General features: G+C 33.5%; 19 protein-coding genes. 10 read left to right on the plus strand and 9 right to left on the minus strand.

Features of this window, described 5'->3' with window-relative positions:
- Positions 1–208 precede the first annotated feature (208 nt).
- A complete protein-coding gene (locus tag E0Z07_RS12485; protein ID WP_233445973.1) occupies positions 209–1,969 on the plus strand; it encodes a tetratricopeptide repeat-containing sensor histidine kinase in 1,761 nt (586 codons plus the stop codon).
- A gap of 165 nt (positions 1,970–2,134) precedes the next feature.
- A complete protein-coding gene (locus tag E0Z07_RS12490) occupies positions 2,135–4,174 on the plus strand; it encodes a tetratricopeptide repeat-containing sensor histidine kinase (RefSeq protein ID WP_006261045.1) in 2,040 nt (679 codons plus the stop codon).
- A gap of 55 nt (positions 4,175–4,229) precedes the next feature.
- Here E0Z07_RS12490 and creD read toward each other — a convergent pair whose 3' ends face one another.
- Genes creD through E0Z07_RS12505 form a run of 3 tightly spaced genes read right to left on the minus strand, consistent with a single transcriptional unit; the run spans position 4,230 to position 6,501 of the window.
- On the minus strand, positions 4,230–5,513 hold the full coding sequence (gene creD / locus E0Z07_RS12495) for a cell envelope integrity protein CreD (protein ID WP_006259079.1): 1,284 nt from the start codon (positions 5,511–5,513) through the stop codon (positions 4,230–4,232).
- 50 nt (positions 5,514–5,563) lie between these two features.
- Positions 5,564–5,863, minus strand: a complete 300-nt coding sequence (locus E0Z07_RS12500; protein WP_006259078.1) for a winged helix-turn-helix domain-containing protein — start codon at positions 5,861–5,863, stop codon at positions 5,564–5,566.
- Positions 5,864–5,877: 14 nt separating this feature from the next.
- Complete coding sequence (locus tag E0Z07_RS12505) at positions 5,878–6,501, minus strand: hypothetical protein (protein ID WP_131540816.1); 624 nt, start codon at positions 6,499–6,501, stop codon at positions 5,878–5,880.
- Between the two features lie 513 nt (positions 6,502–7,014).
- On the opposite strand from E0Z07_RS12505, the gene E0Z07_RS12510 reads away from it, so the two are divergent.
- Entirely contained in the window at positions 7,015–7,782 is a 768-nt protein-coding gene (locus E0Z07_RS12510; RefSeq protein ID WP_016649521.1) for a hypothetical protein, read from the plus strand.
- Between the two features lie 138 nt (positions 7,783–7,920).
- Complete coding sequence (locus E0Z07_RS12515; protein ID WP_006265172.1) at positions 7,921–11,355, plus strand: methylmalonyl-CoA mutase family protein; 3,435 nt, start codon at positions 7,921–7,923, stop codon at positions 11,353–11,355.
- Positions 11,356–11,809: 454 nt separating this feature from the next.
- On the opposite strand, the gene pheT is transcribed toward E0Z07_RS12515, so the two are convergent.
- The 3 genes from pheT to E0Z07_RS12530 all read right to left on the minus strand — a co-directional run bounded on the left by pheT (position 11,810) and on the right by E0Z07_RS12530 (position 16,934).
- A complete protein-coding gene (gene pheT, locus E0Z07_RS12520) occupies positions 11,810–14,245 on the minus strand; it encodes a phenylalanine--tRNA ligase subunit beta (RefSeq protein WP_006261047.1) in 2,436 nt (811 codons plus the stop codon).
- 101 nt (positions 14,246–14,346) lie between these two features.
- Positions 14,347–14,760: a thiol-disulfide oxidoreductase DCC family protein gene (locus tag E0Z07_RS12525; protein ID WP_006259073.1), complete on the minus strand. Its 414-nt coding sequence runs from the start codon at positions 14,758–14,760 to the stop codon at positions 14,347–14,349.
- Positions 14,760–16,934, minus strand: coding sequence for an endonuclease MutS2 (locus E0Z07_RS12530; RefSeq protein ID WP_006259072.1), 2,175 nt, complete (start codon positions 16,932–16,934; stop codon positions 14,760–14,762). The genes E0Z07_RS12525 and E0Z07_RS12530 overlap by 1 nt, the downstream gene beginning before the upstream one ends.
- A gap of 432 nt (positions 16,935–17,366) precedes the next feature.
- On the opposite strand from E0Z07_RS12530, the gene E0Z07_RS12535 reads away from it, so the two are divergent.
- The 3 genes from E0Z07_RS12535 to E0Z07_RS12545 all read left to right on the plus strand — a co-directional run bounded on the left by E0Z07_RS12535 (position 17,367) and on the right by E0Z07_RS12545 (position 19,782).
- A complete protein-coding gene (locus E0Z07_RS12535; protein ID WP_006265173.1) occupies positions 17,367–17,924 on the plus strand; it encodes a Crp/Fnr family transcriptional regulator in 558 nt (185 codons plus the stop codon).
- A gap of 65 nt (positions 17,925–17,989) precedes the next feature.
- Complete coding sequence (locus tag E0Z07_RS12540) at positions 17,990–18,388, plus strand: DUF3995 domain-containing protein (protein WP_036497081.1); 399 nt, start codon at positions 17,990–17,992, stop codon at positions 18,386–18,388.
- A gap of 128 nt (positions 18,389–18,516) precedes the next feature.
- Positions 18,517–19,782 carry an acetyl-CoA hydrolase/transferase family protein gene (locus tag E0Z07_RS12545; RefSeq protein ID WP_006265175.1) on the plus strand — a complete coding sequence of 422 codons (1,266 nt, stop codon included), beginning with the start codon at positions 18,517–18,519 and terminating at the stop codon, positions 19,780–19,782.
- Positions 19,783–19,941: 159 nt separating this feature from the next.
- Here E0Z07_RS12545 and E0Z07_RS12550 read toward each other — a convergent pair whose 3' ends face one another.
- Positions 19,942–21,390, minus strand: a complete 1,449-nt coding sequence (locus E0Z07_RS12550; RefSeq protein ID WP_006261053.1) for a hypothetical protein — start codon at positions 21,388–21,390, stop codon at positions 19,942–19,944.
- A 62-nt stretch (positions 21,391–21,452) separates the two neighbouring features.
- On the opposite strand from E0Z07_RS12550, the gene E0Z07_RS12555 reads away from it, so the two are divergent.
- The 3 genes from E0Z07_RS12555 to E0Z07_RS12565 all read left to right on the plus strand — a co-directional run bounded on the left by E0Z07_RS12555 (position 21,453) and on the right by E0Z07_RS12565 (position 23,317).
- Positions 21,453–22,238 (plus strand): MBL fold metallo-hydrolase, encoded by a 786-nt coding sequence (locus tag E0Z07_RS12555; RefSeq protein ID WP_006265176.1) that lies wholly within the window; start codon positions 21,453–21,455, stop codon positions 22,236–22,238.
- Between the two features lie 14 nt (positions 22,239–22,252).
- A complete protein-coding gene (locus E0Z07_RS12560) occupies positions 22,253–22,747 on the plus strand; it encodes a hypothetical protein (RefSeq protein WP_006261055.1) in 495 nt (164 codons plus the stop codon).
- A 90-nt stretch (positions 22,748–22,837) separates the two neighbouring features.
- Positions 22,838–23,317: a hypothetical protein gene (locus tag E0Z07_RS12565; protein WP_233445974.1), complete on the plus strand. Its 480-nt coding sequence runs from the start codon at positions 22,838–22,840 to the stop codon at positions 23,315–23,317.
- Between the two features lie 63 nt (positions 23,318–23,380).
- Here the strand turns inward: E0Z07_RS12565 and E0Z07_RS12570 are convergent, their stop codons facing one another.
- Together E0Z07_RS12570 and E0Z07_RS12575 are read right to left on the minus strand one after the other, a co-directional pair.
- Positions 23,381–24,034 (minus strand): alpha/beta hydrolase, encoded by a 654-nt coding sequence (locus E0Z07_RS12570; protein ID WP_006259064.1) that lies wholly within the window; start codon positions 24,032–24,034, stop codon positions 23,381–23,383.
- Between the two features lie 2 nt (positions 24,035–24,036).
- A complete protein-coding gene (locus E0Z07_RS12575; protein ID WP_006265177.1) occupies positions 24,037–24,381 on the minus strand; it encodes a hypothetical protein in 345 nt (114 codons plus the stop codon).
- Positions 24,382–24,390 lie beyond the last annotated feature (9 nt).

Raw genomic sequence — 24,390 nt, forward strand, 5'->3', positions numbered from 1 at the left:
AATTAGCTTAATTAATAGTTTATACTCTTCAGTGGTGTACTTTGAATCGGAATAAGTGGTGCACTGTATGTCGGAATGTCAGTTTTTTTACTGCTAAAAAAATTAACTTTACTGATGCGCTTTACCGGAATAAGTGGTATACTTTACCGGAATAAGTGGTATACTTTACCGGAATTAATGGTGCACTTTAATGGAATCGTGGTGCAGTATGGAATGGAATATCCAATATGACTATGCAGTTGAAGATCGTGATAGTATAGATATAGCAAATGCTTATTTATTGACAGGTCAGTATTATTTGAGTAATCTTGTATTTGATAGTGCTTACTATTATTATAATCAAGCTGAAAAACTATATCTCATAAAAAAGGATTCCTTAAATATTAGTTACACTTATTATATAAAGGCCTATGTACTTAATAAAAATGGTGTCTATTCAGAGGCAGAAAAACAAATTCTAAAATCTATTCGCTATAATACCAAAGAAATATCTATTCGAAGACGTCATCAACAGTATTTTACAATTGGAGATGTTTTTAGTGGATTAGGTATGTATGAGGATGCTTTACACTATTATAACCAAGCGTTCGAATTACTTTCAGATAAAACAATATTATCAGAGGAATCAGAAGCGTATATTAATCTTAGCAAAACTTATTTAGTTGATAATGTAGCAAAGGTGTATATAAAACAAGAAAAGTACCTCAAGGCTAAAGAACTACTATTAGAAGGTATAGCTAAGTATATAAATTTTAATGATGTAACTAGTGAAAGATACTACGCATATTTAGCTATTAGTTTAGCTTCTACTAAATTAAAAACAAATGATTACAAAGGGATACATGCTTTATTAAACGAGATAATAGAAATAGGAAAAAGGAATAAGAACCGAATAATTATCCATAAAGCTGAATTAGTTTTGGCAGAATATTATTTTGTAACAGGGCAAGTAAATTTAGGCTTCCCTTTAGTTGAAAGAATATTAGAAGAAGTTCGTAGTGTGGGAGATTTTGAAAATCAATTGAAGGCATTAGAATTATTAATATCCTATGATTCTGATAGATCAGACCAGTTTTTTATTGAATATATTGAAATAAGTAAGAGATTTAAAGGAGAAGGAAATTTAATTCAAAATAGCTTTATAAGAATAAAACAAGAGGCAGACTCTTTGAATGAATTGAATAAAACATTACTAGAGCGAAATAGATTATTAAGTACAATTACTATTAGCTTATTTGTGATTGTTACTATTATTTTATTAGCTTATATATATCATTTAAAGATAAAAAAAATAGGGTTAATCAAGATGTTTCAACAAGATACAGAACAGTATTATAATTCAATTATAAACGTTCAGAAGTATTTGGCTGTAGCAAAAGATAGAGAACGTAAAATAATTGCGAAAGAATTAAACGATGGGGTAGTTAATAGGTTATTTGCAACTCGATTTACATTAATGCAATTAAAGAAAGAAGAAATTGATAATCATAAGGATGTTTTGGTAAATGAAGTTGTTGAAGTAGAGGATTATATAAGGAATATATCTCATAGTCTTGTTAATGAAGAAGGAGGGAAGGTACAGGGATTTCAACAGTTATTACAAGAACTTGTCTTAGTACAGAAAAGACAGTCAAATATTGATTTTAGTATACTAATAGATTCGAAACTTGATCTAGAATCTCTAGATCACCGAAAAAGAATAAATATTTATCGTTCGATACAAGAGGTTTTGTTAAATGTAGCTTTACATTCTAATGCGAGTAAGTGTGTCGTTGATATTAAGCTTAAAACTCCTGTAAGTTTTGAAATAGCGATTACGGATAATGGGACTGGTTTTGATACTAGGTCTATAAAAGGTGGATATGGACTACCGAATGTTAAGGAACGAATAGAGATTATAGAGGGGAAATTATTTGTGATTAGTAAGAAAGGTAGTGGAACGAAAATTCTCTTCATAATTTATTTCTAGAAATACAGAGAAATTAAATAAAGTATGTGTATTTCGTTGTAAATAGTATTATGTATTCGGTAATTAATAGTTAATTATATACTTTTTACTTTTACTAGATTACATATTAATAGTTCTCTATCTTTGTATGCTTTTTTTAATAAGTTATAGTGTCTTGTATTTAAAATGTTTAAACTAAGAGTCTTATATTTTGCAGTCTTGTGTATTTCTATGTCGATGATTCATTGTACACAGACTGAAACCAATAAAGAAGACTTAAAGTTAGAAGAAATAAACGCATTTATAAAGAGTTATAACAGATTTAATCCTACTGATAAAGATAAGGCTGCTGCAGACTCTTTAGGTAATGTTATATTAAACCTAAGGAATACTGAGCAGAGCAGAAATGCTTTGCGAAAATATATATTACTAACTAATGCAGATAAGCAGTATATAGAAGAACTCTTTAAACGGTCTAGAAAAGCAGATGACAAGAAAAATGAAGCGCAAGCTTATTTCTTACGTGGTAAACGTTATGCTCAAAGTTTTCAAATAGATAGTACTTATTATAATTACACTAAAGCTGAGTTTTTGTTTAAGTCTATTCAGGATTCTGTAAACTTGCAAGAAGTGTATTCTCATAAAGCTATTATTCTTTTAAATAATAAAATCTTTACTGAAGGACAATCACAGATTCTTAAAGCGATGAATGTTAATAAAGAGCATAAAGATGCTCGTATTAAATATTCAGAATCTATTATAATGGCTAATGCTTTAGTAGGTTTAGAACAATTGCCAGAAGCTTTAAAGCAATTAGAATTATCTTTAAAACTTTTAGATAACCCTGAAATTGTAAAGTTTTTTTTACCTGATGCAATTAGGTTGAACAAAATTACGATTTACTATAATATAGCAGAGGTTTATATTAAGCAAGGCGAGTATAAAAAAGCCCAAAATTTAATACATAATGTTATTGATAAATATATCAATGAAAGTACTATATATGATGAGATGATGTTGGCACATTTGTTATATAACTTAACTCAAGCCGATATTAAGAGTAAACACTATGATGATGTAGAAAAGAATCTTGTTAGAGCAATCGATATACAATTGAAAAACAAGAATCTTCAGGATTATAATTCGTATAAAATTCTTTTAGCAGAGTATTTCTATCTAATTAAAAAAGAAGAACAAGGAAATCAACTTGTAAACGAGGTATTAGAATATGCTCATCAAAATAATAATCTAGGATTAGAAAAAGAAACTCTTACTGTATTATTAAAATACAAAAAAGAGCAATATAATACCAATTTTGTGAGATACGAGGAGTTGAATAAACTTATACTCGATGAGAATAATGTGATCAAGAATACTTTTGCAAGACTTAGTTTTGAAGCGGATTCTCTAGAAAGAGCAAATGAGCAATTACAAAATCAGAAGAATATTATTACGATGGTTTCTAGTGCTTTACTTGTACTTGCTATAACTATTTTCTTTGTTATTTTGTTTAGGCAAAAAGCAAAAGAAGTTTCTTTAGTCAAGTTGTTTCAGAAAGACACAGAGAAGTACTATGACTCTATTATCAATGTACAAAATGAATTAGCCGAAGCCCGTAATATAGAGCGTAAAGAAATAGCAAAAGAACTACATGACGGTGTTTTAAATAAGCTATTTGTCACTCGTTTTTTATTAATGCAGGTAAGTAAAGAGTCTGTAGAGACACATAAAGATTCCCTTATTAATGAAGTAAAAGAGGTAGAACAATATATAAGAGATGTTTCTCATGTATTAGGACATGAAGAGGATTTTAAAAATAAAGAGTTCAATGAACTAATTAGGGATCTAGTAGGGATTCAGAATAGAAATCAAGTAACTAAGTTTATATTATTTATGTCTAATGATATTTGCTTTAGTAGGTTAAGTATTAAGTTTAAAGTTCATATTTATAGAATTATACAAGAGTGTTTACAGAATGTACAGAAACATGCTAAGGCAACAGAATGTCAAGTATCTATACTGTTAAGAGAAGAAACGAGATTTGAGGTAATTATTAAAGATAATGGAGTAGGTTTTGATACAGATATAGTAAAGAGAGGGCTTGGATTTACTAATATAAAAGCAAGAACCCAATTGATGAATAGTAAGATTAATATTTCAAGTACAGAAGGTAAAGGAACTAGTATTTCTTTTACTATTGATTTAAACGAGTCAGTAGAGTGCTAGAATCTAGGTATTAGATAAATGAGGGAGGTCGCTATTAAGCGACCTCTCTCATTTATTATTCTTCACTAGTGAAGTTTATTCTTTTAGAAAAGTACATTAGTATGGCGATGATGGTGAATAATCCAATACTACCGACAATAAGTGCAGCTTCTTTTAATTGTAATAGGAAGAATAGAAATGCATATAACACAAATAATAATCCAAATATAGTTGCTGCAATACGCTTGTTTTTGCTCAATCCAAAGATAAATGATGTAATCAAAATTATAGTCGCTGATGCTGAAATAATATAAGCATAACTAAAGCCTATATATTCTGCAAAGGATAGGAGTAAGACGAAATTGATACATAAAGCTAACCCCACTAATGTGTAGTGTAAGATATTGATGCTTAGGTTTTTTATATTCTCCATAAAAAAGAAGGTAGCGAAGGTTAAGCCTATAAATAGTAAAGCATATTTAGTAGCTCGGTTTACTTTGCTATAAAAGTCATTCATTTGTAGAAATTTCATTCCAAAACTATAATCTGTCAACTGGGTAATTGTATTTAGATCAGAGCTGATTGGTATAGATTGAAAAATTGTCCATTTTGAATGCTCGTTTACGCTTTGTTTTTCATCGTTATCAGGTAGATAGTTTCCAATATATTTGATATCCTTATAGTCAGAAGTGACATTGACATTAGTCTGTTTAGCAGTTGCTAGAAAGTTAATCTCTGTAGAACCCTTTAACTGAATAGGAAAATTAATATTACTCAAATCTATATCCTCTTTATTGATATCGTAACTTAAGAAAGCAATACTAGAATTGATCCTTAGAGATCTATCCTGCTCAAAGTATTGTTGAGGGTTTTTATTGATAAGAATCTCTTGAGTGAAACCTTTACTATCTGATACAGAGAAGACAATCTTCGCATTTGTAAATGCTTCCTTATCTGCTAGATTTAACGTAGAGGCTAATTCATCTAGCGTAGGGAAGCTAGCTTTTACATTTAAGTTAGTGTTATAAAGTGCTACTTCATATAAGCTTCTTTTTTTAATTTGTGTTTTTATATCACCTGTAAAATCTTGTTTGATAGGAGTTTGTAAATAACTGTTTAATTGTTTCATTACTTTTCCATCCTCAGTAAGATGATTAGTATAGTATTCTACAAGGACAAAAGGACCGTATATGGTTTGTTTTTGTCCCCATTTAGAGGTTACTTCAGTCGTTACTTCACTCTGAAAGCTTTCACGTTCGGAGATTAGACTACTGATAAAAGGTAGTGTGATAAGTAACATAAGAGATAATACACTGATTATAACTCCTTTGATCATTGGTTTGTAATTTTCTTTTTTCATTTTATTAGAATTAAAAGTACTTTGTTTTTCAAAGTTGATGGGTAAAAAAATTATTTAAGCTTTTTAATTAAATTTTCTAAATAGGCTAGGTGTTGTTTAAAGGCAAGCTTACCTTCTTCAGTCACTGTATAAGTAGTATTTGTTTTTCTTCCAACAAATCCTTTTGTAACCGTTATATAATTACTTTCTTCTAGGTTCTTTAAATGAGAGGCAAGGTTTCCATCTGTTAGGTCTAGATATTCTTTTAGATCTTTAAACGATAGGGAGTCATTGACCATTAATCCACTCATAATACCTACGCGGATACGATTGTCAAAGACTTTGTTTAATTTTTCTAAATCGAATTTCATATTTGTGTTATAATTTATTTATCGTACTTATTCCATAAAATAATCCCGTAAAGCAAATGTACTAAACCGAACCCTATTGCCCATAGTAAAAGTGTGTAATCTAAGAAATAGAACGCTAGTAAACCTAGGACTATCTCTAGTGCAGCGATTGATTTTACTTCTTTGACAGTGTCTTCTTGGACGCTAAATAGTGCTAACCCATAGAATAATAGTGTAGTAGGTAAAGCAAATTGTAGCAAATGATACTTATGTAATATTAAGCAAAGAATTCCGGCTATTATTAGCGGAATAGAGAAGCGTACTAATAAGCGCTTAGTGACTTGATTTAAAAACGATTTCCCTTGTTTGCGTGTTTTGCGTATTGTAAAGAAAAATCCACCTACCACAGCAATGACAAAGGTAGCGATAGCTAGCACTAATAGCATTTCTGCAGTATAAGCAGTTTGGTACGGATCTTCTAGTGTTAGATTTTCATAAGAGTACGTAGAGCTTGTCTGCCAATAGTATAAAACACTTGCAGCAATAAGCCCACATAAACCTACCCATATACCGCTCCAACCACTAAGGCTTAAAAACTTAGTAGAGCGCTCCATTATCGACTTGATTTGATTTAAATCTTCAATAGCTTTATTTGTCATAGTAAAAGTACTTTGAAATACAAAGTTAATAAAATAATGATATGTGCAACAAAAAAGTGAATATTTATTTTAATGGTTATAAATCTATACTAATACGCTCCATTATAATCTTAAACGAGTACTTATAGCTAGTTCAAAAATTATTTAAATACTATGTAAATTTGCTTGTTTTGATAAGTAGATTAGGTGTAATAAATAGCTTTAACTCAAAAAATCAAAGCAATGAAGATAAATCTAATTTTGAAAAAATAGGCAGTGTTCGCATAGTTATCGCATAGTGATGGCATACTGCTCGCATATTTTTGATGGTTTTTTATGCGACCGCTATGCGATAAAATTGTAATCCATATACTATTACTGTACTAATGTTTCTAAAAGCAGTGATATTGATGCTTTTTAGAAGTTGTTCTGTATCTAGGTAGGCGTTTGAGCTGTATTTTATGTCAGTTTACGTTTAAATGAAAGAATCATAAAGCGTAAATTTGTTACTTGCAGTCAATTAAATAATGAATTATGACACAGATTACTTCCTATACTTTCTCCACAGCTAAAGCTTTGACAGCAGAGCAGAGCATAGACTATAATCATCAAGTAGATCAGTTTAATGTTTGGCCTGCTTATGTATTAGCAGATACAGTGAATCTAACATATTGGGATAGTATATATGAGTTGTTCGCTGATTATCAGTTTTATCTTTTAGAAGGAAATGTAGTTGTTGGTAATGGAAATTGTATTCCACTTCATCTTACTGCAGAGGAGTTAGCTGACTTACCTGAAGGAGGATGGGATTGGGCTTTGGAAAAGGCTGTTAAAGATCATGAGAAAGGATTAATCCCAAATACACTTTGTGCATTGCAGATTGGGCTCAATAAGAACTATCAAGGTAAAGGCATTAGTCATCAGTTAATTCAGTATATGAAAAGCATTGCTTTGTCTACAGAAATGAATGCTTTTATACTGCCTATTAGACCTAACTTAAAGACGAATTTTCCTTTGATTTCAATGGATGATTATATCCAATGGAAGAATAATGATGGTTTGCCTTATGATGCATGGATACGTACACATATAAAAGGAGGTGCTCATGTCGTAAAGATTTGTCAGCGTTCTATGGTTGTTGAAGGAAGTATCGCCGAGTGGGAGCAATGGGCTAATATGAAGTTCAGAAGCTCTGGTCAATACATCTTACCTGTATTGCTTAATCCTATTCAGATAGATTTAGAAATGGATAAAGGTGAATATATAGAAGCTAATGTATGGATGAGATATGAATTAGGTTAACGCTATAGGATTGTATAACGGGGTATAGGGGAGAACTATGTGTTGTTGATTTAAGCATAAGTAACTCAAATCTTTTGAGGGGGGTAGTGAAATTAGCGAATATTTATTATATTGGCATTCTACAAAAACTAAAAAATTATGCAACAAAATACACCCTATACGCCTACTAACAAGGTGCGTATAGTTACTGCGGCGGCTTTATTTGATGGCCATGATGCGGCGATTAATATTATGCGTCGTATCATTCAATCGACGGGATGTGAGGTTATTCACTTAGGACATGATAAGAGCGTTGAAGAGGTAGTGAATACAGCTATCCAAGAAGATGCTAATGCGATTGCAATGACTTCATATCAAGGAGGTCATAACGAGTATTTTAAATATATGTACGACCTGCTACAAGAAAAAGGAGCAGGACATATCCGAATCGTTGGAGGAGGAGGAGGAGTAATTCTTCCTAGTGAGATAAAGGAGTTAATGGATTATGGTATCACACGCTTATATTCTCCAGATGATGGACGAGCGATGGGATTACAAGGGATGATTAACGATATGGTAGGGAAGGCTGACTATCCTACAATGGACTTGCAATTACCAGAGGGAAAAGATGTATATCAATCTTTGGCAGATAAAGATGTTACTACGATTGCTCGTTTAATTTCGTTAGCTGAAAATAGAGAAGAAGATTTCCTTAAAGTATTCCAATACGACGAAAAGAAACATAAGAATACACCTATATTAGGTATTACAGGAACGGGAGGAGCAGGTAAGTCATCTATGGTAGATGAGTTAGTTCGCCGTTTCTTGATTGACTTCCCTGAAAAAACAGTAGCACTAGTCTCTGTTGACCCTTCTAAGCGTAAGACAGGAGGAGCTTTATTAGGAGATCGTATTCGTATGAACTCGATTAATAATCCTCGTGTGTTTATGCGTTCTCTGGCTACTCGTCAGTCTAACTTAGCGTTATCTCGTTATGTTGAAGAAACACTTCAAGTACTTCAGGTTGCCAATTATGATTTAATTATTCTTGAAACATCGGGAATTGGTCAGTCAGACACGGAGATTTTAGACCACTCAGATGCTTCTTTATACATTATGACTCCAGAGTTCGGAGCGGCTACTCAGTTAGAAAAGATTGATATGCTTGACTTCGCTGATATCGTTGCAATCAATAAATTTGATAAGCGTGGAGCATTAGATGCAATTAGAGATGTAAAGAAACAATACCAACGCAACCATAACTTATGGGATGTAAACCCAGACGAAATGCCTGTATTTGGTACGATTGCTTCTCAGTTTAACGATCCTGGTACCAATGCTTTGTATAAAGCGATTATGGATAAAGTGGTAGAGAAGACAGGAGCAGACTTAACGTCTAGTTTCGAAATCACTAAGGAGATGAGTGAGAAAGTATTCGTGATACCTCCTAACCGTACACGTTACTTATCTGAGATAGCGGAGAACAACCGTAAATATGATGAGACGGTATTAACTCAAAAAGAGGTAGCTCAGAAGCTATACGGTATTTTCAAAACAATAGAAACAGTAGCTGGTAAATTGCCAGAAATAGATAAGTCAGGAATCGTAGAAGAAACAATAGCTTCTAAAGATGCTGATACACAATTGTTCATCAACCTTCTATTAAAGGAGTTTGACAAGGTGAAGATGAACTTAGACCCTTATAATTGGGAAGTGATTCTAACATGGGATCAGAAGGTGAACAAGTATAAAAACCCAGTGTACTCATTCAAAGTACGTGATAAAGAAATCAAGATTGCGACGCATTCAGAGAGTTTATCACATTTACAGATTCCTAAGATTGCGCTGCCTAAGTATGAAGCTTGGGGAGATATCTTGCGTTGGTCATTACAAGAGAATGTACCAGGAGAATTTCCGTTTACTTCAGGACTTTATCCGTTTAAGCGTGAAGGAGAAGATCCTACACGTATGTTTGCAGGAGAAGGAGGACCAGAGCGTACCAATAGACGTTTTCACTATGTGTCATTAGGTATGCCAGCTAAGCGTCTATCTACTGCATTTGACTCTGTGACTTTATATGGTAATGATCCAGGACATCGCCCTGATATTTATGGTAAGATTGGTAATGCAGGGGTTTCTATCTGTTGTTTAGATGATGCGAAGAAGTTGTATTCAGGGTTTAACCTTGCACATGCTTTGACATCAGTATCGATGACTATTAACGGGCCAGCGCCTATGTTATTAGGATTCTTTATGAATGCTGCTATTGATCAACAGTGTGAAATCTATATCAAAGACAATGACTTAGTAGCGGAAGTTGAAGCAAAGATTGAAGCTATTTATAAAGCAAAAGGTGTAGAGAGACCTCGTTATAATGGTGAATTACCAGAAGGAAATGATGGTTTAGGACTGATGCTTTTAGGAGTAACAGGAGATCAAGTATTGCCAAAAGAGGTGTATGCTGAGATTAAAAAGAATACGTTATCACAAGTTCGTGGTACGGTACAAGCGGATATCTTAAAAGAAGATCAAGCTCAGAATACTTGTATCTTCTCTACGGAGTTTGCACTTCGTTTAATGGGAGATGTACAAGAGTACTTCATTGAGAAGAATGTGCGTAACTTCTACTCTGTGTCTATCTCAGGATACCACATTGCGGAAGCAGGGGCAAACCCTATTACCCAGTTGGCATTTACATTAGCGAACGGATTTACTTATGTAGAATATTATTTAAGTAGAGGAATGGATATTAATGACTTCGGGCCAAACTTATCGTTCTTCTTCTCGAATGGTATTGATCCTGAGTATGCAGTAATTGGTCGTGTAGCGCGTCGTATTTGGGCAAAAGCACTGAAAAATAAGTATGGTGCTAATGAACGTGCACAGATGCTTAAATATCATATTCAGACTTCAGGGCGTTCATTACACGCACAAGAGATTGACTTTAATGATATTCGTACTACACTTCAAGCATTGTATGCTATCTATGACAACTGTAATTCACTTCACACTAACGCGTATGACGAGGCTATTACGACTCCTACGGAAGAATCTGTACGTAGAGCTATGGCAATACAGTTAATCATAAATAAAGAGCTAGGATTGGCTAAAAATGAGAATCCAATACAAGGGTCATTTATTATTGAAGAATTAACGGATTTAGTAGAGGCTGCTGTATTAGCAGAATTTGATAGAATTACAGAAAGAGGAGGAGTGTTAGGAGCAATGGAGACCATGTACCAACGTTCTAAGATTCAAGAAGAGTCATTGTACTATGAAACATTAAAACACAATGGTACGTTCCCTATTATTGGAGTAAATACTTTCTTGAGTTCTAAAGGATCTCCAACAGTAGTTCCTGCTGAAGTTATCCGTGCAACAGAGGAGGAGAAACTGTTCCAAATCAAAACAAAAGAGAATTTGAATAAGGCTAATGAAGCTTTAGTAAAAGAAGAATTAGAGCGTATTCAAGAAGTAGCTATTCAAAATGGCAATATATTCGAAGCGCTAATGGATGCTTCTAAAGTCTGTTCGTTAGGTCAGATTACTTCAGCATTATTTGAAGTAGGAGGACAGTACAGACGTAATATGTAAGATTAATTTCTCGCTTATTTATATAAAGCCTGTGGACTGAATGTTCACAGGCTTTTTTTTGGTTTTCGGTGACTAGTATAGACGCAGTACTTTGCGTGTCACACAAGTTAAGAACAAATCTAAAAGCTGTATTATGTGACACGGAAGATATTCCGTCTCTACCTTATGTAAATTGTATTTTGACCTAGTGCTAATGGAGTGATACGACATATATTATGTGACACGGAAGATATTCCGTCTCTACCTTATGTAGATTGTATTTTGACCTAGTGTTAATGGAGTGATACGACATATATTATGTGATACGGAAGATATTCCGTCTCTACTTTATGTAGATTGTAGATATATGATGTGGGTATATGTTGCAAACTATGCAGAATCTAGAATGCACAAAAAAACGCCCTGCTAAAGATCTAGCAGGGCGTTTTTAAATATATACTATAAACGATTAGTATTATCTCAATTGAGCTTGTAAAACATTTTCTAATTGGTATTTTACTTTACCCATGATTTTGTCTACTTGACTATCAGTAAGTGTTTTTGTAACATCTTCCATGATAATAGAGATAGCGTATGATTTCTTACCATCTTCGATTTTCTCTCCTTGGTAAACGTCAAATAGAGTTACGTCTTTGATGACTGCTTTATCTACTTGTTTTACTAGGTTATAGATCTCTTCGAAAGTTACTGCTTCGTTGATTAATAATGCATAATCACGTTTAACTGAAGGGAATTTATTGATTTCAGCAATTTTGATTTTAGCAGAAACTACTTTTAATACATTATCCCAGTTAAATTCAGCGTAACAAACTTCTTGTTTGATATCAAAGTGTTTGGTTACTGATTTCTTCAGAATACCGAACTCTACGATTAATTCTTTTCCTATATAGTAAGCAATACCTTCTGAGAATAAATCTGATTCTACAGGTTGGGTACTTATCTTAGCTAAGCCTAAACGAGTGATAATACCATTGATATACCCTTTGAAGTCAAAGAAGCTAATTGGTTTTTGCTCAGAGTTCCAGCTTGCTTTCGTGATATTACCTGTAGCAAATACAGAAAAACGTTTGTACTCTTCGAAGTTGTTAAGCATCTTGTGGTATGTTTTACCAAACTCGAAGAATTTTAAATCACCACGTTTTCTATTTACGTTGTAAGAGATAGACTCTAATCCTCCGAATAATAATGACTGTCTCATTACTGATAAGTCATGACTTAGTGGGTTAAGGATATCTACTTGGTAATTAGATTTAATATTTTCGCTTAATTCTGTGTAGTCAGGAGTTGTTAATGAGTTATTCATAATCTCATTAAACCCTTGTGCTACCAACTGCTGAGCTACAATATTTGTTACTCTATGATCTTCTGTTCTAGAACTATTAGCGATAGTTGCATTTAATTTAGAAGAGAAAGTAATGTTGTTAAAACCATATACTCTCAAGATTTCTTCTATAACGTCAATCTCTCTAGTTACATCAGCACGATAAGCAGGAACAGTAATACCTATACCTACATCAGACATACTGTGAACTTTAATATCTAATGATACTAAGATTTTCTTGATTGTTTCTTTAGAAATTTCTTCTCCTAATAATCTATTGATATTATTGAAGTTTAAGAATACAGAATGTTCTTCTACTTTCTTAGGGTATAAGTCGATAATATCAGAAGTGATTTCTCCACCAGCTACTTGTTGGATTAATAAAGCGGCATGTTTAAGAGCATATTCAGTAATAGCAGGGTCAACACCTCTCTCAAAACGGAAAGATGAGTCTGTATTAAGGCCATGTCTTTTTGCTGCTTTTCTTACCGTAACTGGATTAAAATAAGCACTTTCTAAGAAAATATTTGATGTGCTTTCAGAAACAGCAGATTTGCTACCTCCGAATACACCTGCCATACACATTGGTCCATTCTCATCACAGATCATTAAGTCATCTTCGTGAAGAGTTCTTTCTACTCCGTCTAGAGTTACGAACTTAGTACCTGCAGCAACAGTTTTTACGATTACTTTACCACCTTTTATTTTAGCGGCATCAAAAGCATGTAATGGTTGTCCTAAATCGTGTAAAACGTAATTGGTAACGTCTACAATATTGTTTTTAGGAGTAATACCGATTGCTTTTAATCTATTTTGTAACCAGTCTGGAGAAGGTTTTACTTCTATACCAGAGATTGTTACACCACAGTAACGAGGTGCTTTTTTATAGTCTTCAACACTAACATCAATCTTAAGTGTTCTTCTTTCAACTTTAAATTTGCTAACAGAAGGAGTGATTAATTCTTTGTGTTGAGTTTCTTCTTTAGAATTTTGTAGTAGACCAGCTCTTAAGTCACGTGCTACTCCCCAGTGGCTCATAGCATCAGAGCGGTTAGGAGTAAGACCGATTTCAAAAACTTCGTCTGTAGCGATATTAAATAAAGTAGCAGCTGGTGTTCCAGGCTCCCATTTATCTTCTAAAACTAAAATACCGCTTCCATCTGTACCTAAACCAAGTTCTACTTCAGAGCAAATCATACCAAAGCTTTCTTCTCCACGAATCTTGCCTTTTTTGATTTGGAATGCATTTCCTTCTGCATCGAACAATTCTGTACCAATAGTAGCAACCGGTACTTTTTGCCCTGCAGCAACGTTCGGCGCACCACATACGATTTGTACTGGCTCACCTGTTCCTAAATCAACTTTTGTTACGTTTAATTTGTCTGCATTTGGATGTTTTGTACAAGATAATACGTGTCCAACAACAACTCCTCTTAGACCACCTTTAAGACTCTCATATGTAGTGATTCCTTCTACCTCAAGACCTAAGTCTGTTAAGATTTCTGAAGTTTCTTCTGGTGTTATGTCTAATTTAATGAATTGTTTTAACCAATTGTATGAAATATGCATTCGAGAATATTTTTTTATAAGTACGCAAATATACGCATTGCCAAAGTTTAAGTAAAATTATTTGTGATGAAAAAATCACAAATTAGCGTTAAGTGAAGAAATTATAGAAATTTCTGTTTAATATCCTCACTTGGTATCATACAGCTTTCTTTTTTTCCATACCATTTGTATCTATTTTTAGCGATATATTCGTATAGAGCATCTGTGATACCTGTTGGTAAGAATGAGAATATGCCGATCAGGGAGTACTTGCCTCCTAGAGCAGAAGCAATCTCAAAGGCAGCTTTTGATTTGATAAAATAGGCTACACCTGGTTCATATAGAACGATGCTGTCTATCTTAGTGCGGTCGATACCGATATAGTTTAGAATCTCTTTCCCTTTTTCTGAATCTAAGGCTACGAATCTAAACTGATCTTGGTGATCTGCTTTAATAACCTTATTGACGGTGCTGTCGCATAAATTGCAAACACCGTCAAATAAGATAATTTTTTTATTGCGAGGTATATCTAACATTATTTTTTGCGTTCTACCATTTCTAGTTGATCAAGGCTTACTTTAGATGTAAAGATACCATAATTAACTGTTGCTTTATTTTTTTCGATTACATCGATTGTTCCCACTGAACGACCATCTATCATACGAACGCGATCTCCCACTTTAAGAGGGAAGTTGGTTTTCTTCTGTGCATCTTGTAGTTGCTTTTTCGCCTTTTCTTCTTTCTTCTCTTTGCGAATCACTTCTACTTTTTGCTCCACTTCTTTAATTAGCTCTTTTTGTTGAGCTTCTTTTTCTTTCTTCTCTTTTATGGTAACCTTCTTGCGTTTAGAATTTTCAATCTCTACTACTTTTAGAACTTCTCCAAAAAGAGTTTTCTTACTTTTATTATTAAAGTATTTTTCAGACAAATCATCTAAGCGTTGACCTAGAGCTACTAAACGTTGATTAGAATCAAATAATTCCTGGTAACGCTCTAGTTTCTCTTGAATTTTAGCATTGATGGTCTCCATTTTCTTACTCTCATCTCTTGCCTTAGTCTCTTCCTCTTTTAAGTTCTGAGAAGTACGTTCTAGTTTATGTCTTTCTTTCTGTAGATTAGCGATAGTCTTGTCAAATCTAACTTTATCTCCTTCTACTTTTTTCTTGGCTCTATTAATTAAGCTAAACGGAATACCATTTTTCTGTGCAACTTCGAAGGTAAACGAGCTACCTGCTTGTCCAACGTTTAGTTTATACATTGGTTCTAATGATTTCTCATCAAATAGCATATTGGCATTCGTAGCATTCGGTAATTCATCTGCTAGTATTTTTAGATTGGTATAGTGAGTGGTAATAATACCATATGCCTCTCTATCATAGAACTCCTCTAAGAATACTTCTGCTAGTGCACCTCCTAGTTCTGGATCAGATCCTGTACCAAACTCATCAATTAAGAATAGCGTATTATCGTTACATTTCTTTAAGAAATAATTCATATTCTTAAGTCTATAACTGTAAGTACTTAAGTGATTCTCTATAGACTGATTATCTCCAATATCTGTCAGTATTCTATCGAATAAGAATGTTTTACTTCTTTCGTGTACCGGAATAAGTAATCCAGACTGTAACATTAGCTGTAATAATCCTACTGTTTTTAGTGTGATACTCTTACCACCAGCATTTGGTCCAGAGATAACGATTATTCTACTGCTTTGTTCTAGATTAATTGTTTGAGGATAGGTAGGCTTATTCTTCGCTCTATTGTTTAACAATAAAATAGGGTGATAAGCCTCTCTAAAGTACATTTCTCTTTCTTTGCTAATCTCAGGAAGTAAACCGTTGATTTTATTAGCATACTTTGCTTTTCCAGCAGTAACGTCGATATAGGTTAAGAAGCTTTGATACTCTAAAAGTAGATCTCTAAAAGGGCGAATAGCATCTGTTAGGTTTTTTAGAATACGTACGATTTCTTCGCGTTCTTCATACTCTAGGTTGTTTAACTCTCTAGAGAATCTCAAAGTAGCTTCAGGTTCGATATAGACAATACTTCCCGTTTTAGACGTTCCTAATACACTTCCTTTTACTTTACGTCTATGCATAGCGATTACTGCTAGTACACGTCTGTTTTCTACCACCGTTTCTCTGATATCGTCTAGATACCCAGAACTGTTGTATTGTGTAAGTGCTGCGCCAAAACTTTGGTTTATTTTACCACGAACTATATTGATGTTTTTGCGGATATTCAATAAATCTAACGAAGCATTGTCTTTGATTTCACCATATTTATCCAAGACATTATCTATCTCTTTAAGAATAGATTTCTCTAAAGGCGTTTGTTCTGCCTCATGGTATAAATTAGGGTAGTACTCCTCGAATTTTTTTAAATAAGAGATTAGGGTAATTGTAGTGTCTGTTAGGGTTTGTATCTTTTTAAAGCTACTTACTTCTAAGAAACTATTTTCAATGCCTAAAAATTTTAATTCGTAGTCTATACTGTCAAAGTAGTGATTCGGGATAATGTTATTATTGGTAAATGAAGAAACGTATTCTGAAGTCTGCTTTAATGCTCTCATCGTTCCTGCTTCTGTTTTAAGCGGGCATATCTCCATAGCAGCTTCTTTACCAGCCTCTGTAGTACAAAGGGCTGATACTGTTTCTAATACCGTATTGAATTCTAAATCTTGTAATGTTTTTTTGTTTATTGATGTCATTTTATTAAAATGAGAATATGTACAAAAATAACATTATTTGAGTGAATTAAAGATTTTTAATTCATTACAGACACAATTTTATACGAATGGTGTAGTAATAGGCGCTAAAATAAATTATAATTCTGTAGGCTATTTTAGAGCAGTTAGAATTGTAATTTGATATAAACTGCTTTGCAATGAGTCCGTACTGTGTCCGTTATGAGTCCGTTATTTGAGGCGAATTAACGGAGTTGCTACGAAAGTACTATTCATTTATGAAGTATTCATTAGAAGTGAAGTGGTAGCTAAAGGACTTGAGGAGTAAAGCTATTTATCATTTTAGGGAAAAGAATAATATTGTTGTTTTTAGCAGATTAAAACAGGGTATATTCTTGTTTTGATTTATAGAAGGAAATTTTACATTTGATAAGTCATTAATACACGTAGAAGAAAATGCAAAGTAATCATTTTGTCGATAGATTATTAGAGGATTTACAGGATAGCGTAATTTATAGAACGCTAACAAAAGGGGAAGAAATTCTTCAATTGGGAGAAGTTTGTGATTATGTTGGAATTGTTCGCAAAGGAAGCTTGAGGATGTATTATATAGATGCAGAAGGGGATGATGTATCTTTTGCATTTTATCTGTCTAATCATATATTTACTAACTATGAAGGTGTGCTGACTAATGCTCCATCTCAGTTAACCATTGTAGCTACAGAGGAGACAGAAGTAGAGCTAATCCGTAAGTCAGATCTCTTTGCGTATTATGAAACATCTATAGAGGCACAATTACTAGGTAGAAGAATGGCAGAGTTGATTTTCTTAGAAGCAAAGAAAAGAATAGACTTTCTCTTGTTCTTAAACCCAGAACAACGCTATTTACAGTTGATAGAGAGTACTCCTGAGGTGTTTAAATGTATTCCACAAAAGTATATCGCAAGCTATATAGGGGTGAGGCCTCAGTCTCTGTCTCGCATCCGAAAAAGATTAAACGAAAAAGGATATTAACTTAAGTGAATGTTTTCGAGAAAAGGAAGGATGAACTTTGTGGTCATAATATTTAATAGATGACAATGAGTTTAGAAGTAATGATTAAGATAGTGAATACCCTTATTTTCTCATTCCTATCAGCCGTACATATTTATTGGGCACTTGGTGGTACATGGGGTGTAGTAGGAGTACTTCCTACAAAAGATGGAGAGAGAAAATTAAATCCTTCACCTATAGGTACTTTAGTAGTAGCGAGTGGTTTAGCTGTATTTGCAGGGATTAGTCTAGGTGATGTATCAGCCTATAAATGGGTTTATTTGGTTATGGGAATTCTATTTGGATTGAGAGCAATAGGAGATTTTAATTATGTAGGGGTATTTAAAAAAGTGAAAAACAGTGTATTTGCTAAAAAAGATACGACGATCTTCATTCCTCTTTGTTTTTATTTGTCACTTAGTAATATATTTTTATATATGTCCTAAAAATCAGTGAATACAAGTGTTAACTGATATAAATCAGTTGATTTCTGATTTAAAAATACGTATTTTGGAAATGTTTTCTAAATAGAAGAAACACCTTAGATGTTTAATTATTTTCAAGCATTTTTAATATGAAATATGTATCAGCTTCAGAAGCCGCTAAAGTCGTAAAATCAGGAGACCGAATTTATGTACATGCCGCTGCTGCAACTCCTAATATATTAACCAAAGCAATTAGTGATAGAGCGGAAGAACTGCGCAATGTAGAGTTCTGTCATATTCATACAGAAGGAGCAGCTCCTTATGCTGATCCTGCCTTGTCAGAGAGTTTTCATGTGAACTCTTTCTTTATTGGTAAGAACGTTCGTCATACTATTGCCGCTGGTAATGGTTCTTATACTCCTGTTTTTCTTAGCGAAGTGCCTAATCTGTTTCGCAAAGGAGCTTTAAAAGTAGATGTAGTTCTTATACAGGTATCACCACCAGACGAACACGGTTTTTGTTCATTGGGTACATCAGTAGAAGCTACTGTTGCTGCTATGGAGTGCGCAAAGGTGGTAATCGCTCAAGTGAATAAATATATGCCACGTACTTTCGGAGATAGTGTATTACATATATCTAAGATAGATATGGCGGTAGAGCATCATACTGCTATCTATGCACAGAAACAAGCCGTTATTACAGATACAGAAGCGCTAATAGGAGATCATGTAGCTGCTCTGATAGAAGATGAGAGTACATTACAGATGGGGATAGGTTCTATTCCTAATGCAGTACTATCTAGACTTACTAATCACAAGAATTTAGGACTGCACACAGAGATGTTTTCTGATGGTGTAATTGATTTAATAGAGAGTGGTGTAATTGACTGTTCTAAGAAAACAATAGCGAAAGGAAGAGCTCTAGCTACTTTCTTAATAGGATCAGAACGTTTATATAAATTTGTGGATAACAACCCGTTTATCGTAATGAAGGAGTCTAGTTATGTAAACGATACGGCTATTATTCGTCAGAACCCAAAAGTAGTAGCGATTAACTCTGCATTAGAAGTAGATGTGACAGGGCAGATTTGTGCTGATTCTCTAGGGGTACATATGTATTCTGGAGTAGGAGGACAGATGGATTTTGTGAGAGGAGCTTCTTTGAGTAAAGGTGGAAAGGCAATTATAGCCTTGTCATCTACTAGTAATAAAGGGCATAATCGTATCGTACCTTTCTTAAAACAAGGAGCAGGAGTGGTGACTACTCGTGCCCATGCCCAGTATATCGTTACAGAATATGGAGTAGCAGACTTATATGGTAAAACGTTGAAACAACGTGTAGATGCAATGGTGGAGATTGCTCACCCTGATTTTAGAGAAGAAATTCTCAAAATTTATCACGACAGTATCAAATAGTTTTTATAATTGATTACAAAAGAAAACCAGCGTCATAATTGGTTTTCTGACCTAGAGCGTTATCGCTATTAAGGGTATTTCCTATAGTTAACAATTATTTGATTTGTGAGAATAAATAGGAATGAAAAAGCCATTACGAGTGTAATGGCTTTTTTATATTTATTTTCTTTTATATCCGAATAATTCTTTTTCTTGGATGATTTTAGAAATACCTTCTGGTAATTTTTCTTCCCATCCATTTTGATTTTGTTGTAGCAACTTCAGAACATCTCTTGAGAAGATAGATAAATGATCTTTTTCATAATCTTCAATATCGATGATTTGGTTGTTCTTTTTGAAGAATTTATACAACTCTTTAATATGTAAGTCTACTTTTAGATTAGTAGAGTCTACTATTTGTTCTTCGTTACCTATCATAGGGTATAGGTAGATCTTCATTGTGTTTCTAAATAGCTTTCCTAAACCTTCTAATATACCTCCTGTTAGATGAGTGTAGTATTTCTCTTCAAAAATATTTAATAAGCTACTAACTCCCATTGCTAATGCAATCTTCTGATCAGTATATTTAGAGAAGTATTCTGTAAGTTTATAATATTCTTGGAAATTAGAGATCATTACAGTTTGTCCAAGAGAACATAATAAGTCTGCTCTATCTAAGAAGTCTATTTCGTCTAATGAACCTTCTGCTAAAAGGTTAGACAAGGTAATTTCAAAAACAACTTTAGTGTTTTCTTTATCTAAGTTGTTTTGTGTCATGAATTTATCTAAAGACTTCTGATACATATCCATATTAACGATAGTAACAGGTCTAAAGCTACCTCTAAGTGCTAATATGTTTTGTTTGTACAAAATGTTAGCTGCTAGTTCACTACGTCCACTAGGGCTGAACATTACAGCGTCAGTCATTCCGTTTTTAACTAACTGTAAGCTCATTAATCGATTGTCTACTGTCTCAAAGATAGGACCAGAGAAGTTAATACTATCGATTTCGATTTGGTCTTTATCTAAGTGATCATAAAGACTGTGAATTAGCTTTTTAGCGTCATGGTGTTGGTAGAATGCACCATAAATCAGATTCACACCTAAGATACCTAAAGTCTCTTGTTGTAGTTTAGAATCTGTCTCTTTGAACTGTATGTGTAGTACTATCTTGTTATACGCTTGGTTAGAAGCTGTCTGAAACATAATACCTACCCATCCATGCCCTTTGTTTTTCTTAGCGTAGTCAATTGTTGCTACTGTATTGGCATAACTAAAGAAAGTCTTGTTAGGATTCTCTTCGCGTATTAATCTTTCTTCAATTTTTCTTGTCTCATAATCAAGCATTTTGATTAGGCGACTTTCTGTAACATAACGTCCATCTTCTTCTACAGAATAGATAGCGTCACTAAATACTTTATCATAAGCGGACATCGCTTTGGCTACTGTTCTAGAAGAACCACCAGCTCTAAAGAAGTGACGGACTGTCTCTTGTCCTGCACCGATTTCTGCAAATGTTCCGTAAATGTCGTTGTTAAGGTTGATTTTTAGTGCTTTATCTGAAATGGCAGGGTGATGTTCTATTACTCTATCCCCATTTAGTACTAAATCTTCAGCAAAGTTTTTCATGAATTAGCTATTTTAAACAAACCTAACAAATATCGTACAACAAAAAAAGATAAACCGTACTTTTGTGGAAAATTTATGTCATTTTGGAAGTATATTTTTTAGGTACGGGTACTTCACAGGGTATTCCGATAATAGGTATAGATCATCCAGTAGCTCACAGTATAGATTCAAGGGATAAAAGGTTGAGAACATCTGTATTAGTTAAGTGGGATGAACACACTATTTTGATTGACTGTGGACCTGATTTTAGACAACAAATGTTGACTGCTGGGTGTAGTAAATTAGATGCAATATTCTTTACTCACGAACATGCTGATCACATCGCAGGATTAGACGAAATAAGACCATTAACCTTTTTGCATGGCCCGTTGCCAATCTATGCTCAAGATAGAGTAATAAAAGCCTTGGAGAGAAGATATGATTATATTTTTACCAAAGAAGATAGATATCCTGGGGCTCCTAGTGTAGAAGAGCATAGCATTACTTCACAAGATACCATTACGATAGGGGAGAAGACTATTATTCCTATTGATGTGATGCATGGACCTTTGCCTATATTGGGGTATAGATTGGGAGATTTAGTCTATATCACAGATGCTAAGTACATCACAGACGAAGAGGTCGAAAAGATAAAAGGATGTAAGGTTTTAATTGTAAATGCTTTGCGTATTAAGGATCACCCTACTCATTTTAGTTTAGAGGAGTCGCTTGCTTTTATTGATAGAATAAAACCAGAGAAAGCTTATTTAACTCATATAGCACAAGACTTAGGTTTTCATAAAGATGTAGAAAATATACTTCCAAAAGATGTATATTTGGCGTACGACAATTTAAAAATCACTATATAATTTATTATCACATTATGAAACATAAAGCTTTCTTTTACCTATTCCTTTTTTCACTTGTAATTCTTGTTCTTCTATATGCCAATAATAAGAATATGTATAAGATGGAGGGGAAGAAGATAGAAATAGCTCATAAACGCATTGATATTGTTCGAGATTCATTAAAAGAAGTTACTAAGGATTTTAATGAGGCAAATTATTTTTCTATCGAATACAATGAAGATGCACAGGAGTATTTTAATTACAAAACAATAGATCAATCTCTAACTTCTATAAAAGAAGAGGTATTAGCTTTAAACCATCAAGATAATGGTAATCCATTAGTTCCTTATGGAGTGATTAATGGAGAGAAATGTGTGATTAATAAAGTTAAAGTTCTAAATCATAGATGGATAATTGCAGATTTTTATGCAGGAGCTGTTCATGGAGAAGTTTTAATTAAGTATTTTTACACAGAGGGTAAACCTACTGAGTTTAAGACCATAGATACTGTTATGTATGCTACTAAGTAGTGTCGTCTAATATAAAAATAGAGTAGTATGAAAAAGTCAATAAGTTTGTTTGTTATATTGTTGCTTACCATGACGTCCTGTGATTTCATCTTGAAAGATAATAAAGATGATAATGAAAAAGGAATGGTCATAACAGACGGAAGTACTGAGATCGTAACGCTGGATGAAGATGATGAAGTATTGGGGTGTGCTTATTCTGCTGGATATCGTTGGAGTGAGTTAGAGAATAACTGTATTCGTATATTCGAGATAGGGTTTAGACTTAATCCAATAGGGTTAGAAGAGGATACAACAGAGGATAATGCTTTAGAGGATAATAGCGTTAGCTGTTTTGTTACTTATGCTAAGGATAAGAAGAAAGCAGAAATATTCTTACCAAATCATAAAAAGGGGATTGTTCTAGAACTTACTAAAGATAAGAGTGCTTATATCAACGATGGTTGGGAATTATCTAATGAAGGGATGGTTTTAAAGCACAAAGGAGAGACTGCCTTTACAGCGGCAAAGACTATAGAATTAAAAATCATTAACTCTGACCAACCAGTAGAGGAAGATGTTCATGAAGAATAAAACATAATCAAGTTATGTATAAAAAAGTAAGGCTAGTGTATAACACTAGCCTTACTTTTTTTATTACTCTTCTAAAAGGAATTCTTTGAAATCTCTGAAGTTTAGTGGATGTACTCCATGTCCTACAGGGTATTCTTTATAAGTGTGCTTGACAGCTAAACTTGTAAGAATCGTAGGTGTTCTTCTTGCCCAATCAATAGGTATAACCTGGTCAACTGTTCCATGAGAGGCAAATAACCTCAATTTACTTAAGTTGTTTTCTTTATAGTTTTTTGCAATGATATTTTCATTGAAGTAACCACTTAAAGCAACTACTTTATTTACCTTTTCAGGATAAGATAAAGCGATAGCATAGCTAAGTATAGCTCCTTGGCTAAACCCGACTAAGTTAACATTGTTTGCATCGATAGGGTATTTTGCTACAAGCTCGTCAATAAAACGCACAATTAAATCTCTTGATTCAATCGCTTGGTTGTCATCTGAGAATTTGTTAGCATCTGCATCAAAGGTAATAGCGTACCAAGCATATCCGTAAGGAGGTACTGTGTATGGTGCGCGTGCAGATATTACATAGTAGTCATCTGGTAATTCAGGAGCGAAAGAGAATAAGTCTTCTTCATTGCTACCATATCCATGTAATAAGATAATTACTGGGTTTTTGTCCTTTATTACTTTAGGCTCTTGAATTAAGTATGAAATTGAAAGTGATGTATCCATAATTAAGCTGATAATTTGTCAAACCATTTTTGGAAATATACGCCAATTTTTGGTAATGGCTTAATTTCACTGTTTATTGCTCCTGCAAAACTATAAACCCAAAGTAGGAAGAAACAGAAGTAAAAAGGCCCTGAAATCATCCAAGAATCAAAACGACCTGCTGTATAAGCAAGTGCATAAAAGAATAACCAAATTCCAAAAGATTGTTTGATATAAAAACCAGCAAATCTATTCTTAGGTTCTAGGTTCATAAAAATAGCAATAAGACAACCTATAATAGTTATATGTGACACGATGGCCATGGTCTTACCTGTTTTGATCTCCTTTTCGTTAAAAGTCTTCAGCATTATGTATAT

Source organism: Myroides odoratimimus (assembly GCF_004337635.1).
Taxonomy (GTDB): domain Bacteria; phylum Bacteroidota; class Bacteroidia; order Flavobacteriales; family Flavobacteriaceae; genus Flavobacterium; species Flavobacterium odoratimimum.

What these genes read in the sequence shown, in the direction of transcription:
- E0Z07_RS12575 (WP_006265177.1), bottom strand. Translation starts at nt 24,381, where the DNA reads ATGCTGAAGACTTTTAACGAAAAGGAGATCAAAACAGGTAAGACCATG.
- E0Z07_RS12535 (WP_006265173.1), top strand. Translation starts at nt 17,367, where the DNA reads ATGCAAAGTAATCATTTTGTCGATAGATTATTAGAGGATTTACAGGAT.
- E0Z07_RS12485 (WP_233445973.1), top strand. Translation starts at nt 209, where the DNA reads ATGGAATGGAATATCCAATATGACTATGCAGTTGAAGATCGTGATAGT.
- E0Z07_RS12550 (WP_006261053.1), bottom strand. Translation starts at nt 21,390, where the DNA reads ATGAAAAACTTTGCTGAAGATTTAGTACTAAATGGGGATAGAGTAATA.
- E0Z07_RS12510 (WP_016649521.1), top strand. Translation starts at nt 7,015, where the DNA reads ATGACACAGATTACTTCCTATACTTTCTCCACAGCTAAAGCTTTGACA.
- E0Z07_RS12545 (WP_006265175.1), top strand. Translation starts at nt 18,517, where the DNA reads ATGAAATATGTATCAGCTTCAGAAGCCGCTAAAGTCGTAAAATCAGGA.
- E0Z07_RS12530 (WP_006259072.1), bottom strand. Translation starts at nt 16,934, where the DNA reads ATGACATCAATAAACAAAAAAACATTACAAGATTTAGAATTCAATACG.
- E0Z07_RS12560 (WP_006261055.1), top strand. Translation starts at nt 22,253, where the DNA reads ATGAAACATAAAGCTTTCTTTTACCTATTCCTTTTTTCACTTGTAATT.
- creD (WP_006259079.1), bottom strand. Translation starts at nt 5,513, where the DNA reads ATGAAAAAAGAAAATTACAAACCAATGATCAAAGGAGTTATAATCAGT.
- E0Z07_RS12525 (WP_006259073.1), bottom strand. Translation starts at nt 14,760, where the DNA reads ATGTTAGATATACCTCGCAATAAAAAAATTATCTTATTTGACGGTGTT.
- E0Z07_RS12540 (WP_036497081.1), top strand. Translation starts at nt 17,990, where the DNA reads ATGAGTTTAGAAGTAATGATTAAGATAGTGAATACCCTTATTTTCTCA.
- E0Z07_RS12500 (WP_006259078.1), bottom strand. Translation starts at nt 5,863, where the DNA reads ATGAAATTCGATTTAGAAAAATTAAACAAAGTCTTTGACAATCGTATC.
- E0Z07_RS12515 (WP_006265172.1), top strand. Translation starts at nt 7,921, where the DNA reads ATGCAACAAAATACACCCTATACGCCTACTAACAAGGTGCGTATAGTT.
- E0Z07_RS12490 (WP_006261045.1), top strand. Translation starts at nt 2,135, where the DNA reads ATGTTTAAACTAAGAGTCTTATATTTTGCAGTCTTGTGTATTTCTATG.
- E0Z07_RS12505 (WP_131540816.1), bottom strand. Translation starts at nt 6,501, where the DNA reads ATGACAAATAAAGCTATTGAAGATTTAAATCAAATCAAGTCGATAATG.
- E0Z07_RS12570 (WP_006259064.1), bottom strand. Translation starts at nt 24,034, where the DNA reads ATGGATACATCACTTTCAATTTCATACTTAATTCAAGAGCCTAAAGTA.
- pheT (WP_006261047.1), bottom strand. Translation starts at nt 14,245, where the DNA reads ATGCATATTTCATACAATTGGTTAAAACAATTCATTAAATTAGACATA.